A 12,878-nucleotide genomic window follows, 5' to 3' on the forward strand; every position below is an offset into this window, starting at 1 on the left:
GCAAAGAAAGTGAGCGCGGTCTGGGGCGCGCAGCCCCAGCTCCGCCCTCCGCAGGAGCAGCAGAAATAGAGCAAGATTCCCACCCGCCAAGCAACCCCCCCCAAAAAAAACCAGCCATCAGCATGCACCACAAAATCCTGATCCACCAAAACGCCTTCACCCCCGCCGTAGAAGCCCGCCTCAAGGCAAGCTACGAAGCAGAAATCCTCCCCCCTCGGGCCCTGAAAGGGACACCTTCCTGCAAACCCACGCCAAGGGCGTGGAAGCCATAGCCACCTCCGCCCGCTTCGGCGTGGACGCCAAGACAATCGCAGCACTCCCCGACCTGAAGGTCATCTCCAGCTTCGGCGTAGGCCTCGACACCCTGGACCTGGAAGCCGCCAAACAAAGAGGCATCCCCGTCGGCTACACCCCCGACGTCCTCAACGACTGCGTCGCAGACACCGCCTTCGCCCTCCTGCTGGACGTCTCCCGCCGCATCACCGAGGCCGACCGCGCCGTCCGCCAGGGCGCATGGAAGAAGGGCCAGTTCACCGCCGCGACGCGGGTCACCGGCAAGCGCCTGGGCATCCTGGGCCTGGGCCGCATCGGCAATGCCATCGCCAAACGCGCCTCGGGCTTCGACATGGAAGTCCGGTACCACAACCGCAAGCCCGCCCAAGGCTCGCCCTACACCTACGTCGCCTCGCTGAAGGAACTGGCCCAGTGGTGCGACTACCTGGTCATCGCCAGCGCGGGCGGCGCCGAAACCAAGGGCCTGGTCTCGGCCGAGATCCTCGACGCCATCGGCCCCAAGGGCTACGTCATCAACATCTCGCGCGGCACGGTGATCGACGAAGCCGCCCTGGTCGATGCACTCACCCATCAACGTATCGCCGGCGCAGGCCTCGACGTGTTCGAGCGCGAACCCCATGTGCCCGAGGCCCTGTTCGCCCTCGACAACGTGGTGCTGCTGCCCCACATCGCCAGCAACACCCACGAGACCCGCGCCGACATGGCGCAGCGGGTGGAAGACAACCTGGCCGCCTTCTTCGCCGGCAAGCCCCTGGTCAGCGCGGCCTGGTGAAACCATGAGCGCGGGGGAGATGTAACAGCGTCCGGAGAATTCTTCTGTTTGCAAGCGAGGTGTCAGCAAAGCGCGACTCCCGCGGCTAGCATGGCGGGCTCCGGTCCCCCCGAAGGGGCCGGAAACAAAGCCCGAGCCCACCACGCTTCGAAGGAGCCTGACGCATGTACCTCTCCCCCCGCATCCGCTGCTGGTTCGCCGCAGCTTCCCTCACCGCGCTGTCCGCCGTGCCCGGCCTGGCAGCGGCCCAGACCGCGGCCGCGATCAAGCCCAATGTGGTGATCCTGGCCACCGGCGGCACCATCGCCGGCGCCGGCGCCACCACCGTCAACAGCGCCAGCTACTCGGCCGCCAAGGTCGCGGTGGACAAGCTCATCATCGGCCTGCCGGAGCTGCAGAACGTCGCCAACGTGCGCGGCGAGCAGACCTTCCAGATCGCCTCCGAATCCTTCACCAACGACAACCTGCTGGTGCTGGCCCGCCGCGTCTCGGCCCTGGCCAAGGACCCGGCTGTCAACGGCATCGTGGTCACCCACGGCACCGACACCCTGGAAGAAACCGCCTACTTCCTGAACCTGGTGGTGCACACCGACAAGCCCATCGTGGTGGTCGGCTCGATGCGTCCGGGCACCGCGCTGTCGGCCGACGGCGCGCTCAACCTGTACGACGCGGTCAGCGTGGCCGCCTCGGCCGACGCCATGGGCAAGGGCGTGCTGGTCACCATGAACGACGAGATCAACAGCGGCCGCGACGTGGTCAAGCTGATCAACATCAAGACCGAAGCCTTCAAGAGCCAGTGGGGCGCGCTCGGCATGGTGGTCGAGGGCAAGAACTACTGGTTCCGCGCACCGGTCAAGCGCCACACGATGCAGAGCGAGTTCGACATCGACAGCATCCAGTCGCTGCCGGTGGTGGAGATCGTCTACGGCTACGGCAACGTGCCGCGTTCGGCCGTCGACGCGATCGGCGCCACGCCCGGCCTGCAGGCCATCGTGCACGCCGGCACCGGCAACGGCTCGGTCGCCGACCGCGTGGTTCCCGCCCTGCAGGACCTGCGCGCCAAGGGCATCAACGTGATCCGCTCCAGCCGCGTGCCGGCCGGCTTCGTGCTGCGTAATGCCGAGCAGCCGGACGACAAGTACGACTGGGTCGTGGCACATGACCTGAACCCGCAGAAAGCCCGGATCCTGGCCATGGTCGCGATGACGAAAACGCGCGATCCGAAAGAGCTGCAACGCATCTTCTGGTCTTACTGAACGAGCTTCGGCGGGCCGCTTCGGTCCCGCCCTCTAAAATCGCCGGTTCCGCGCCCGCACTCGATGCGTGGCGTATGGGCCGGCTTCTTTTTTGGATGGCCGGTCTCCACGCTCCAGCCGCCATGTTGTCCTTCCAGCAGATCATCCTCAAACTCCAGTCCTACTGGGCCGAACACGGCTGCGCCTTGCTGCAGCCCTACGACATGGAAGTCGGTGCCGGCACCTCGCACACCGCCACCTTCCTGCGCGCCATCGGGCCCGAGCCCTGGAAGGCCGCCTACGTGCAGCCCAGTCGCCGCCCCAAGGACGGCCGCTACGGCGAGAACCCCAACCGCCTGCAGCACTACTACCAGTACCAGGTGGTCTTGAAGCCCGCGCCGTCCAATATCCTGGAGCTGTACCTCGGCTCGCTCGAAGCCCTGGGCTTCGACCTGAAGAGGAACGACATCCGCTTCGTGGAAGACGACTGGGAGAACCCCACGCTCGGCGCCTGGGGCCTGGGCTGGGAGGTCTGGCTCAACGGCATGGAGGTGACGCAGTTCACCTACTTCCAGCAGGTCGGCGGCATCGACTGCAAGCCGATCACCGGCGAGATCACCTACGGCCTGGAGCGCCTGGCCATGTACCTGCAAGGCGTGGACAACGTCTACAAGCTGCAGTGGACCGAAGGCCTGACCTACGGCGACGTCTACAAGCAGAACGAGGTCGAACAATCCACCTACAACTTCGAGCACAGCGATGCCGACTTCCTCTTCACCGCCTTCAATGCGCACGAGAAGCAGGCCAAGCATCTGATCGAAGCCCAGCTGGCCCTGCCCGCCTACGAACAGGTGCTCAAGGCCGGCCACAGCTTCAATTTGCTCGACGCCCGCGGCGCGATCAGCGTGACCGAACGCGCCGCCTACATCGGCCGCATCCGCAACCTGGCGCGCTCGGTCGCCCAGAGCTATTACGAAAGCCGGGAGCGCCTGGGCTTCCCGATGGCGCCCCGCGAGTGGGTGGCCCAGATCCCGAAGAAGGCCGCATGAGCGCGAGCACGAACATGACGATGAACACCCGGAACCTGCTTGTCGAACTCTTCGTCGAAGAACTGCCGCCCAAGGCATTGAAGAAACTGGGCGACGCCTTCGCCGGCGTGCTGGCCGACCAGCTGCGCGCCCAGGGCCTGGCCGCCGCCGATGCCGCCGTGACCGCCTTCGCCTCGCCGCGCCGCCTGGCCGCGCATGTGACGGCCGTGGCCGCGCGTGCCGCCGACCGGGCGCAGTCGCAGAAGCTGATGCCCGTTTCCGTCGGCCTGGATGCCGCCGGCAACGCCACGCCCGCGCTGCTCAAGAAGCTGAGCGCGCTGGGCGCCGATGCGTCCGCCGTGGCGGGCCTGAAGCGTGCGCCGGACGGCAAGGCCGAAGCCCTGTTCTTCGAGAGCACCGTGCCCGGCGCCACCCTGGCCGCCGGCCTGCAGAAGGCGGTGGCCGAGGCCATCGCCAAACTGCCCATCCCCAAGGTGATGAGCTACCAGCTGGAAAGCGGCTGCGAGCTGCCGGGCTGGTCCAGCGTGAGTTTCGTGCGCCCGGCCCACGGCCTGGTGGCGCTGCATGGCGCGGACGTGATCGCCATCGAGGCCCTGGGCCTGCATTCGGGCCGCGACACCCACGGCCACCGCTTCGAAGCCGCCGTCGATCCGGTGGTGCTGCGCGACGCCGACAGCTACGCCGCCCAGCTGCGGGAAGAGGGTGCCGTGATCGCCGGCTTCGCCGAGCGCCGCGCCGAGATCGTGCGCCAGCTCCAGGCCGCGGCCGAAAAGGTCGGCGGCGGTGCCCGCCCCATCGAGGACGAGGCCCTGCTCGACGAGGTGACGGCCCTGGTCGAGCGCCCCAATGTGCTGGTCTGCCAGTTCGAGGACGAGTTCCTGGCCGTGCCGCAGGAATGCCTGATCCTGACGATGAAGGCCAACCAGAAGTACTTCCCGCTGCTGGATGCGGCGGGCCAGCTGACCAGCCGCTTCCTGGTGGTCAGCAACATCGCGCCGGCCGATGCCAGCGCGGTCATCGGCGGCAACGAACGTGTGGTGCGCCCGCGCCTGGCCGATGCCAAGTTCTTCTTCGACCAGGACCGCAAGAAGGCCCTGGCCTCGCGGGTCGCCTCGCTGGCCAAGGTGGTCTATCACAACAAGCTGGGCACCCAGGGCGAACGGGTGGAGCGCGTGCGCGCCATCGCCCAGGCCATCGCCACGCAGCTGGGCGACGCAACCCTGGCCGCGCAGGCCGACCGCGCCGCGCTGCTGGCCAAGGCCGACCTGGTGACCGACATGGTCGGCGAGTTCCCCGAGCTGCAGGGCACCATGGGCCGCTACTACGCGCTGCACGACGGCGAGGACGCCGCGGTGGCCGATGCGGTGGAAGACCACTACAAGCCGCGCTTCGCCGGCGACAGCCTGCCGCGCAACAGCGTCGGTGTGGTGGTGGCCCTGGCCGACAAGCTGGAGACCCTGGTCGGCATGTTCGGCATCGGCAACCTGCCGACCGGCGACCGCGATCCCTTCGCGCTGCGCCGCCATGCGCTGGGCGTGATCCGCATGCTCTCCGAAAAACAGCTGGCGCTGGACCTGGACGCCGTGATCCGCGCCGCGCTGCCGGCCTTCGGCAGCCTGATCGCCGACCCGTCGTCCGCGCTGTCCGACTTCGTCTACGACCGCCTCGCCGGCAGCCTGCGCGAGCAGGGTTTCAGCGCGCAGGAAGTCGATGCGGTCGTCTCGCAGCGCCCGCAGCGCCTGGGCGAGATCACCCAGCGGCTCGATGCCGTACGCGCCTTCGCCAAGCTGCCCGAGGCCGCCGCCCTGGCCGCGGCCAACAAACGCATCGGCAACATCCTGAAGAAGGCCGCCGCCACCAGCGTCGATGCCCATGTCAGCGAACTGCTGCTGCAGGAGCCCGCCGAGAAGGCGCTCTTCGCCGCCATGCGCGAGACCCTGCCGCAGGCCGACACCCGCTTCAACGCAGGCGACTACACCGCCTCGCTGCAGACCCTGGCCGCCTTGCGCGCGCCGGTCGACGCCTTCTTCGACGGCGTCATGGTCAACGCCGAGGACGACGCCCTGCGCCTGAACCGCCAGGGCCTGCTGGCCGAGCTGCACCGGGCTATGAACCGGGTGGCCGACCTGTCGCGCCTGGCCACCTGATACCCCACGGAGGTCCGCCCGATGAAACTCGTCATCCTCGACCGCGACGGCACCATCAACGAGGGCCGGACCGACTTCGTCTCCAGTCCCGAAGAATGGGTGCCGCTGCCCGGCGCGCTGGAGGCGATCGCGCGGCTCAACCATGCGGGCTTCCATGTGGTGGTGGTGAGCAACCAGCCGGGGCTGGGGCGCGGGCTGTTCGATGTGTCCACGCTCAACGCCATGCACACCAAGATGCACAAGGCGCTGGCGGCGGTGGGCGGGCGGGTGGACGTGATCTTCTACTGCCCGCACGGGCCGGAAGAGAAGTGCAACTGCCGCATGCCGGCGCCGGGGCTGTTCGAGCAGATCGCCGACCGCTACGGCATGTCGCTCGCCGGCGTGCCGGTGGTGGGCGACCGGCTGCGCGACCTGCAGGCCGGCCATTCGGTGGGCTGCGAGCCGCACCTGGTGCTGACCGGCGCCTACAGCAATGGCGTGTCCGATCCGCTGCCGCCGGACTTCCCCGCAGGCACGCAGGTGCATGCCGATCTCGCCGCCTTCGCGGCCTATCTGGTCGAGCGCGATGCGCTCGCCCTGCCTCCGGCCGCGCCCCGCGCGGCCAGCTGAAAAACTTCCATGGCCTTTCTGCGTTCTGTCCTGCATGCCCTGTGGATGCTGGTCACGGTGATTCCCTATGCGCTGGCGATCCTGCTGGCCACGCCTTTCGCCAAGGCCGACACGCTCTACTGGATGGCGGCCCAGTGGCTGGGCCTGGCCAGCGGGCCGATCGGCCGGGCCATCCTCGGCATCCGGCTGGAACTGCTGGGCTACGACCGGCTGCCGCAGGGCGACAAGAGCGCGGTGATCCTGCTGGTCAAGCACCAGTCCACGCTGGAGACCTTCCTGATGCCCACGCTGATGCCGCATCCGCTGGCTTATGTGTTCAAGAAGGAGCTGCTCGCCGTGCCCTTCTTCGGCTGGGCCATGGGCCGGCTGGACATGATTCACATCGACCGCGGCCAGCGCGCGCGCGCCTTCGTCAAGGTGGTGCAGCAGGGCCGGCGGCTGCTGGCGCGGGGCGTGTGGGTGATCATGTTCCCCGAGGGCACCCGCATCCCGCGCGGCCAGCGCGGCAGCTACAAGAGCGGCGGCACCCGCCTGGCGATCGAGACCGGCGTGCCGGTGGTGCCGGTGGCGGTGACCTCGGCGCGGGTCTGGCCGCGCAAGGCCTTCATCAAGCGGCCGGGCACGGTGGTGGTGTCGATCGGCCAGCCGATTCCCAGCGTGGACCGCAAGCCCGAGGAACTGATGCGCGAGGTCGAGGAGTGGATCGAGGCCGAGATGGAGCGACTGGACCCGGAGGCTTACCGCTGACCCGGCGGCCGCGACGATGGCGGGTCTGATCCAACTGGCGCTCGATTTCCTGGGCCTGTCGCCGGCCCACAGCGAAGGTGCGCCCGCGCCCGATACCGGCGCCATGCCGCCCTCGGCACGGCGCGGACCGCGTGGCGCGCGGCCGGATGTACGCATGGGCTCGGCGCCGCCGCGGCGTTTGCGGCAGGCGCCGCCGGCCCAGCCGGAACTCGACGAGCAGGCGGTGCTGCCGGTGCATCCGCAGGCCAACCGCCAGGCCCTGCTGCTGGGCCGCCCTGTCGCCTACCGGCTCGAACGCGGGCGGCGCGGCACGGTGGGTTTCATCGTCAATGCGCAGGGGCTGTCGGTGCGTGCGCCGGGCTGGCTGTCGCTGCACCGGGTGGATGCCGCCGTGGTGGAAAAGGCCGACTGGATCGTGCGCAAGCTCGCCGATGCCGGCGTGCGGCAGATCCAGCAGGAGGCCGTGCGCATGGTCTGGGCCGATGGCAGCCGCTTTCCGCTGCACGGCCAGCCGGTGGTCGTGCGCCTGGGCGCGCGGCGCGGGCAGGACGGTCTGCGCGAGGATGCCGAGGCCGGCGTGCCCGCCCTGTGGCTGGCCGTGCCGGCCGATGCGGCGCCCGAGAAGATCGGTGTGGCGGTACGGGCCTGGATGCAGCGCGAGGCGCGCATCGATTTCGCGGCCCGGCTCGACCGCTACGCCGCATCGATGGGCGTGCACTGGACGCGGCTGTCGCTGACCGATGCCCGCACCCGCTGGGGCAGCGCCACGGTGGGCGGCGCGATCCGGCTGCACTGGCGGCTGATGCACTTCCGGCCGGAGGTCATCGATTACGTGGTGGTGCACGAGCTGGCCCACCTCAGGCACATGGACCACAGCCCGCGGTTCTGGGCGGTGGTGCAGGAGGCCTTGCCCAACTACCAGGCGCTGCGCGCCGAACTCAAGTCCGACGACGCGCCTCGTTGGTAGCCCTCAGGCCGGTCGCGGATCGAAGGCTGCTGAAGTCGGCTCCGCACCCGCGCCGAAACGCCAGCTCGATGCGGTGACGCCGCCGAACACATGGGCATCGTGATAGACCAGCGTGGCCGCATCGTCGCCCGCCGCGCCGGCGGCCACCATCAGCGGGATCAGATGGTCCTCGCGCGGATGGGAGATACGGGCGCCGGGCGCCTGGTCCCATGCGCGCAGCGCGGCGGCGCGCTGCACGGCGGAGGAGGGCGCCAGGGCCTGCTGCAGCCAGGCGTCGAAGGCGGCCGACGGGGCCCGGGCGCCGGGGCCGAAATTGCGCAGGTTGTGATAACTCAGGCCGCTGCCGACGATCAGCACGTCCTCGTCGCGCAGCGGCGCCAGGGCGCGGCCGGCGGCCAGGTGGGTGTCCACGTCGTAGCCGCTCTGCAGGGACAGCTGCAGCACCGGCACATCGGCCTGCGGATAGATCACGGCCAGCGGCGCGAAGGTGCCGTGGTCGAAGCCCTGCTGCGTATCGACCTTCGCCGGCAGGCCGGCATCCGCGAGCAGGCCGCGCACCCGCTCGGCGACATCCGGCGCGCCGGGCGCGGGTAGCGCACCTCGTAGGTGTGCGGCGGAAAGCCCGAGTAGTCGTAGACCATGCCGGGGTTCGGCGTGCCCATCACCTCGAAAGCAGCGGCCTCCCAGTGGCCGGAGATCACCAGCACCGCACGCGGCGTGCGGCCGATCTGGCGCGGCATGTCGGCCAGGGCGGCATCCAGCGTGGCCAGGCGCGAGCGCATCTCGGGCATCCACGGCCAGGGGCCGCCGCCATGCGAGATGAAATAGACGGGCAGGCGGGCGAGGGCGGCGGTGTTCATCCAGCCCATGCTAGCGACGGCCGCGTGGGCTTGCAGGCCGCGCCCCCGATGCCCCCGGGCCGCTGGCAGAATCCGCCCCCATGACTGCAAGCAACACTCCCTCCGCCGCCCAGGGTTACGCCGGCGATGTGACTGCCCGACAGGCCTGGGACTGGGTCTCTGCCGGCGATGCCGTATTGGTCGATGTGCGCACCGATGCCGAGCGCGAATGGGTCGGTTATGTGCCCGGCGCCGTCGGGCTGGCCTGGAAGCAGTGGCCGGGCATGGCGCTGAACCCGGCGTTCGACGAGGGCGCGCGCGCGGCTTCCGAAGGCGGCGCGAAAAAGCTGGTGCTGCTGTGCCGCAGCGGCGTGCGCTCCATCGCCGCGGCCAAGCGGGCGACCGAGCTGGGCCTGCAGGCTTACAACATCCTCGAAGGTTTCGAGGGCGATCCGGATGCCGAGAAGCACCGCGGCCAGATCGGCGGCTGGCGTTTCCACGGCCTGCCCTGGAAGCAGAACTGAGCCGGCTCAGCCAGCCGGCGCAGGGCGGACGCCGAAGCGCCAGAAACCGTCCTCGCCGCGCTGGCGTTCCACCTGGCCGGTGAACCACAGGTAATGCAGATGCGCCACCGCCTCGCCCATGGCGAAGGTGGTCTGGTGCGCATCGAGTTCGCGCCGGAACAGCAGCCCCAGCACATCGGCCGCGCATTTCGGCGCCTGGGCGCAGGCCGCCAGCAGCTCGGCCAGCCGTTCGCGATGGTGCTGGTGCAGCTGGCCGATGCGCACCTGCAGCCCACGAAAGGGCTTGCCGTGCGAGGGCAGGGTCAGCGTGTCGGCCGGCAGCGGCGCGAAGCGGTCGATGGAGCTGAGGAAGCGTCCCAGCGAATCGGCCTCCGGCTGGCTGGCAGATACCGAGATGTTGGTGGAGATGCGCGGCAGCATCATGTCGCCGCCGATCAGCACGCCCAGCGCCGGGCTGTACAGCGCGATGTGCTCGGGCGCATGGCCGTAGCCGACGATGCAGCGCCAGCGGTGCTCGCCGATGGCGATCTCGTCGCCGTCGAGCATGCGCCGAAAGTTCGCCGGCACGGCCGGCACCAGGCTGCGGTAGTAGCCGCTGCGCTCGTCCAGCAGCTCCAGCGTGGCGGCATCGCGCAGGCCGTGCGAGGCGTGGAAGGCCGCCTCGCTGGCGCCCGCGCTTGCGTCCCGCCCGATGGCCAGGCAGGCCGCGTGGTAGTCGGTGGCGCTGATCCACAGCGGCGCCTGCCAGCGCTCGCACAGCCAGTGCGCCAGGCCGATATGGTCGGGATGCATGTGGGTGACGATCACCCGCAGGATGGGCAGGCCGTCCAGGCCCTGCTCGAACACCTGCTGCCACTGCGCGCGCGAGGCGGGCGCATCGATGCAGCAATCGACCACGCTCCAGCCCTCGCGCCCGTCGATGCGGTCGCGCAGCAGCCAGAGGTTGACGTGGTTGAGCGCGAAGGGCAGGCCCATGCGAAGCCAGCGCACACCCGGCAGCAGCTCCATCGCCGTGCCGGGCTCGGGCAGGGTGTCGGACCAGGGATAGTCGAGTTGACGCTCCAGCTCGTTCATGTCGATCGATTGACGTTAACGTCAACGTAAGATGTAATCCTGCATTGTAGGCAGGCCCGGTCCTTCCTGCCCGCGACCCCGCTCCTTGGCCTTCACCGACCCGCCGCCTTGCCCACCACCGCCGCCACTGCCGCTGCCCCCACCTACGCCATCGGCGACCTGGCGCGCGAGTTCGACCTGACCACCCGCGCCATCCGCTTCTACGAGGACATCGGCCTGCTGCAGCCGCAGCGCCAGGGCACCGGCGGCCGGGTGCGGGTGTACAGCGCGCGCGACCGGGCCCGGCTGATGCTCACCCTGCGTGCCAAGCGCCTGGGCCTGAGCCTGGGCGAAGCCCGCGAGCTGCTCGACATGTACGACGGCCCGCAGGACACCGTGCCGCAGCTGCGCCGCCTGATCGAGCTGCTGGCCGCGCACCGCGCGCAGCTGGAGGGCCGGCTGGCCGAGCTGCAGGCCAATATCGACGAGGTCAAGGCGCGCGAGCGCAAGGCAAAGGCCCAGCTCTCGCGGGCCCAACGCAACCCCTCTAACATCGAGACATGACTGAATCGACCAATTCCCCCGCACCTTCCATCGACGACCTGTTCAGCCACAACCGTGCCTGGGCCGCCCAGATGGAGCGCGACCGGCCCGGTTTCTTCACCGGCCTGGTCAAGCAGCAGACCCCCAAATACATGTGGATCGGCTGCTCCGACAGCCGCGTGCCGGCCAACCAGATCACCGGCCTGGAGCCGGGCGAGGTCTTCGTGCACCGCAACGTGGCCAACATCGTGGTGCATTCGGACCTGAACGCACTCTCGGCCATCCAGTTCGCGGTGGAGCGCCTGAAGGTCGAGCACATCATGGTGGTCGGCCACTACGGCTGCTCCGGCGTGCAGGCGGCGCTCGAAGGCGCGCGCATCGGCCTGGCCGACAACTGGCTGCAGCACATCAAGAGCACCCGCGACCGCCACCGCACCCTGATCGAAGGCCTGCCCGAGGGCCAGCGTGCCGATGCCCTGTGCGACCTCAACGTGATCGAGCAGGTGGTCAATGTCTGCGTCAGCACGGTGATGCTCGATGCCTGGGCGCGCGGCCAGAAGGTGGCCGTGCACGGCTGGGCCTTCGGCGTGCACGACGGGCTGCTGCAGGACCTGGGGCTGCGGGTGTCGGGCGGCGATTCGCTCGACGGCCTGTACCTGGCAGCCCTGGAGCGCATCGCGCTCAAGCGTCGCGCCGGCTGAACGCCAGCCACCCTCAAAACATAAACGGAGACAAGACATGCAGGACCCCATCGTCATCGTAGGCGCCGCCCGCACCCCCATGGGCGGCTTCCAGGGCGACTTCGCCAGCCTCGCCGCGCACGACCTGGGCGGCGTGGCCATCGCCGCCGCCATGGAGCGCGCCGGCATCGCGCCGGATACCGTCGGCGAAGTGCTCTTCGGCAACTGCCTGATGGCCGGTCAGGGCCAGGCGCCGGCGCGGCAGGCCGCCTTCAAGGGCGGTCTGCCGCAGAGCGCGGGCGCGGTCACGCTCAGCAAGATGTGCGGCTCCGGCATGAAGGCGGCCATGTTCGCCCACGACATGCTGCTGGCCGGCAGCCACGAGGTGATCGTGGCCGGCGGCATGGAGAGCATGACCAACGCCCCCCACCTGCTGCCCAAGGGCCGCAGCGGCATCCGCATCGGCCACGGCCAGATCTTCGACCACATGATGCTCGACGGCCTGGAGGACGCCTACCAGGCCGGCCGTTCCATGGGCACCTTCGGCGAGGAGTGCGCCGCCCACTACAGCTTCAGCCGCGAGGCGCAGGACCACTTCGCCACCACCAGCGTGCAGCGCGCCCATGCGGCCACGCTGGAAGGCCGCTTCGCCGCCGAGATCGCGCCGGTCACCGTCAAGGGCCGCAACGGCGACACGGTGGTCTCCATCGACGAAGGCCCGGGCAAGATCAAGCTCGACAAGATCCCGCAGCTCAAGCCCGCCTTCAAGAAGGACGGCACCATCACCGCCGCTTCCAGCTCCTCGATCAACGACGGCGCCGCGGCGCTGGTGATGATGCGGGCCTCGACGGCCGAGCGCCTGGGCGCCAGGCCCATCGCCCGCATCGTCTCGCACGCCATGCATGCGCAGGCGCCGGAGTGGTTCACCACCGCGCCGGTGGGCGCCACGCAGAAGGCGCTGGCCAAGGCCGGCTGGGGTGTGTCGGACGTGGACCTGTGGGAGGTCAACGAAGCCTTCGCCGTGGTGCCGATGGCGCTGATGCGCGAGCTGGAGCTGAACCACGACATCGTCAACGTCAACGGCGGCGCCTGCGCGCTGGGCCATCCGATCGGCGCCTCGGGCGCACGCATCCTGGTGACGCTGCTGCATGCGCTGAAGGCGCGCGGCGGACGGCGCGGGCTGGCTACGCTGTGCATCGGCGGGGGCGAGGCCACGGCGATGGCGGTCGAGCTGATGGGCTGATGGGCTGATGGGCCGAGGCCCTGGCGCTAAAGCATCACTAGCCTGACGGCAAGCCCACCACGGGCAGGAGATGTGGTTCTTTCGGGTAACCAACTTTCGCAAAGGCAAGTTGCGTAATTTGTGAGCGTCCGCTGACTTTCGGCGGATATGGTGCGCGGTTTTGTCCCAGGGCAGAA

General features: G+C 69.5%; 12 protein-coding genes and 1 pseudogene. 11 read left to right on the forward strand and 2 right to left on the reverse strand.

Annotated elements, in window-relative coordinates; translation table 11 throughout:
• Positions 1–292: 292 nt before the first annotated feature.
• From GT347_RS15595 to GT347_RS15625, 7 genes are all read left to right on the forward strand, one after another.
• Complete coding sequence (locus GT347_RS15595; protein ID WP_407704098.1) at positions 293–1,066, forward strand: 2-hydroxyacid dehydrogenase; 774 nt, start codon at positions 293–295, stop codon at positions 1,064–1,066.
• Positions 1,067–1,230: 164 nt separating this feature from the next.
• A complete protein-coding gene (locus GT347_RS15600) occupies positions 1,231–2,322 on the forward strand; it encodes a type II asparaginase (protein ID WP_160553057.1) in 1,092 nt (363 codons plus the stop codon).
• 122 nt (positions 2,323–2,444) lie between these two features.
• On the forward strand, positions 2,445–3,350 hold the full coding sequence (gene glyQ / locus GT347_RS15605) for a glycine--tRNA ligase subunit alpha (RefSeq protein ID WP_160553058.1): 906 nt from the start codon (positions 2,445–2,447) through the stop codon (positions 3,348–3,350).
• A gap of 20 nt (positions 3,351–3,370) precedes the next feature.
• Positions 3,371–5,497 carry a glycine--tRNA ligase subunit beta gene (gene glyS / locus GT347_RS15610; protein ID WP_160555383.1) on the forward strand — a complete coding sequence of 709 codons (2,127 nt, stop codon included), beginning with the start codon at positions 3,371–3,373 and terminating at the stop codon, positions 5,495–5,497.
• 21 nt (positions 5,498–5,518) lie between these two features.
• Entirely contained in the window at positions 5,519–6,106 is a 588-nt protein-coding gene (gene gmhB / locus GT347_RS15615; protein ID WP_160553060.1) for a D-glycero-beta-D-manno-heptose 1,7-bisphosphate 7-phosphatase, read from the forward strand.
• 9 nt (positions 6,107–6,115) lie between these two features.
• On the forward strand, positions 6,116–6,853 hold the full coding sequence (locus GT347_RS15620; protein WP_160553062.1) for a lysophospholipid acyltransferase family protein: 738 nt from the start codon (positions 6,116–6,118) through the stop codon (positions 6,851–6,853).
• Positions 6,854–6,869: 16 nt separating this feature from the next.
• Positions 6,870–7,820 carry a M48 family metallopeptidase gene (locus GT347_RS15625; RefSeq protein ID WP_160553063.1) on the forward strand — a complete coding sequence of 317 codons (951 nt, stop codon included), beginning with the start codon at positions 6,870–6,872 and terminating at the stop codon, positions 7,818–7,820.
• Between the two features lie 3 nt (positions 7,821–7,823).
• On the opposite strand, the pseudogene GT347_RS15630 reads toward GT347_RS15625, so the two are convergent.
• Positions 7,824–8,680 (reverse strand): annotated as a pseudogene (locus tag GT347_RS15630) (DODA-type extradiol aromatic ring-opening family dioxygenase).
• Positions 8,681–8,760: 80 nt separating this feature from the next.
• Between GT347_RS15630 and GT347_RS15635 the strand changes: the two are divergent.
• The gene (locus tag GT347_RS15635; protein WP_160553064.1) at positions 8,761–9,183 is read left to right on the forward strand and encodes a rhodanese-like domain-containing protein; all 423 of its coding nucleotides are present in this window, start codon (positions 8,761–8,763) and stop codon (positions 9,181–9,183) included.
• 6 nt (positions 9,184–9,189) lie between these two features.
• Here the strand turns inward: GT347_RS15635 and GT347_RS15640 are convergent, their stop codons facing one another.
• Positions 9,190–10,257 (reverse strand): MBL fold metallo-hydrolase, encoded by a 1,068-nt coding sequence (locus GT347_RS15640; protein WP_160553065.1) that lies wholly within the window; start codon positions 10,255–10,257, stop codon positions 9,190–9,192.
• 108 nt (positions 10,258–10,365) lie between these two features.
• On the opposite strand from GT347_RS15640, the gene GT347_RS15645 reads away from it, so the two are divergent.
• Genes GT347_RS15645 through GT347_RS15655 form a run of 3 tightly spaced genes read left to right on the forward strand, consistent with a single transcriptional unit; the run spans position 10,366 to position 12,702 of the window.
• On the forward strand, positions 10,366–10,800 hold the full coding sequence (locus tag GT347_RS15645) for a MerR family transcriptional regulator (protein ID WP_160553067.1): 435 nt from the start codon (positions 10,366–10,368) through the stop codon (positions 10,798–10,800).
• Positions 10,797–11,480: a carbonate dehydratase gene (gene can, locus GT347_RS15650; RefSeq protein ID WP_160553068.1), complete on the forward strand. Its 684-nt coding sequence runs from the start codon at positions 10,797–10,799 to the stop codon at positions 11,478–11,480. Before GT347_RS15645 ends, can begins: the two co-directional genes overlap by 4 nt.
• A gap of 37 nt (positions 11,481–11,517) precedes the next feature.
• Entirely contained in the window at positions 11,518–12,702 is a 1,185-nt protein-coding gene (locus GT347_RS15655) for an acetyl-CoA C-acyltransferase (protein WP_160553069.1), read from the forward strand.
• Positions 12,703–12,878 lie beyond the last annotated feature (176 nt).

Source organism: Xylophilus rhododendri (genome assembly GCF_009906855.1).
GTDB lineage: Bacteria > Pseudomonadota > Gammaproteobacteria > Burkholderiales > Burkholderiaceae_C > Xylophilus > Xylophilus rhododendri.

Bases quoted from the DNA above. Each gene is read 5' to 3' on its own strand.
- GT347_RS15600 (WP_160553057.1), top strand. From the start codon at position 1,231: ATGTACCTCTCCCCCCGCATCCGCTGCTGGTTCGCCGCAGCTTCCCTC.
- glyQ (WP_160553058.1), top strand. From the start codon at position 2,445: ATGTTGTCCTTCCAGCAGATCATCCTCAAACTCCAGTCCTACTGGGCC.
- GT347_RS15640 (WP_160553065.1), bottom strand. From the start codon at position 10,257: ATGAACGAGCTGGAGCGTCAACTCGACTATCCCTGGTCCGACACCCTG.
- GT347_RS15635 (WP_160553064.1), top strand. From the start codon at position 8,761: ATGACTGCAAGCAACACTCCCTCCGCCGCCCAGGGTTACGCCGGCGAT.
- glyS (WP_160555383.1), top strand. From the start codon at position 3,371: ATGAACACCCGGAACCTGCTTGTCGAACTCTTCGTCGAAGAACTGCCG.
- GT347_RS15620 (WP_160553062.1), top strand. From the start codon at position 6,116: ATGGCCTTTCTGCGTTCTGTCCTGCATGCCCTGTGGATGCTGGTCACG.
- gmhB (WP_160553060.1), top strand. From the start codon at position 5,519: ATGAAACTCGTCATCCTCGACCGCGACGGCACCATCAACGAGGGCCGG.
- GT347_RS15655 (WP_160553069.1), top strand. From the start codon at position 11,518: ATGCAGGACCCCATCGTCATCGTAGGCGCCGCCCGCACCCCCATGGGC.
- GT347_RS15625 (WP_160553063.1), top strand. From the start codon at position 6,870: ATGGCGGGTCTGATCCAACTGGCGCTCGATTTCCTGGGCCTGTCGCCG.
- can (WP_160553068.1), top strand. From the start codon at position 10,797: ATGACTGAATCGACCAATTCCCCCGCACCTTCCATCGACGACCTGTTC.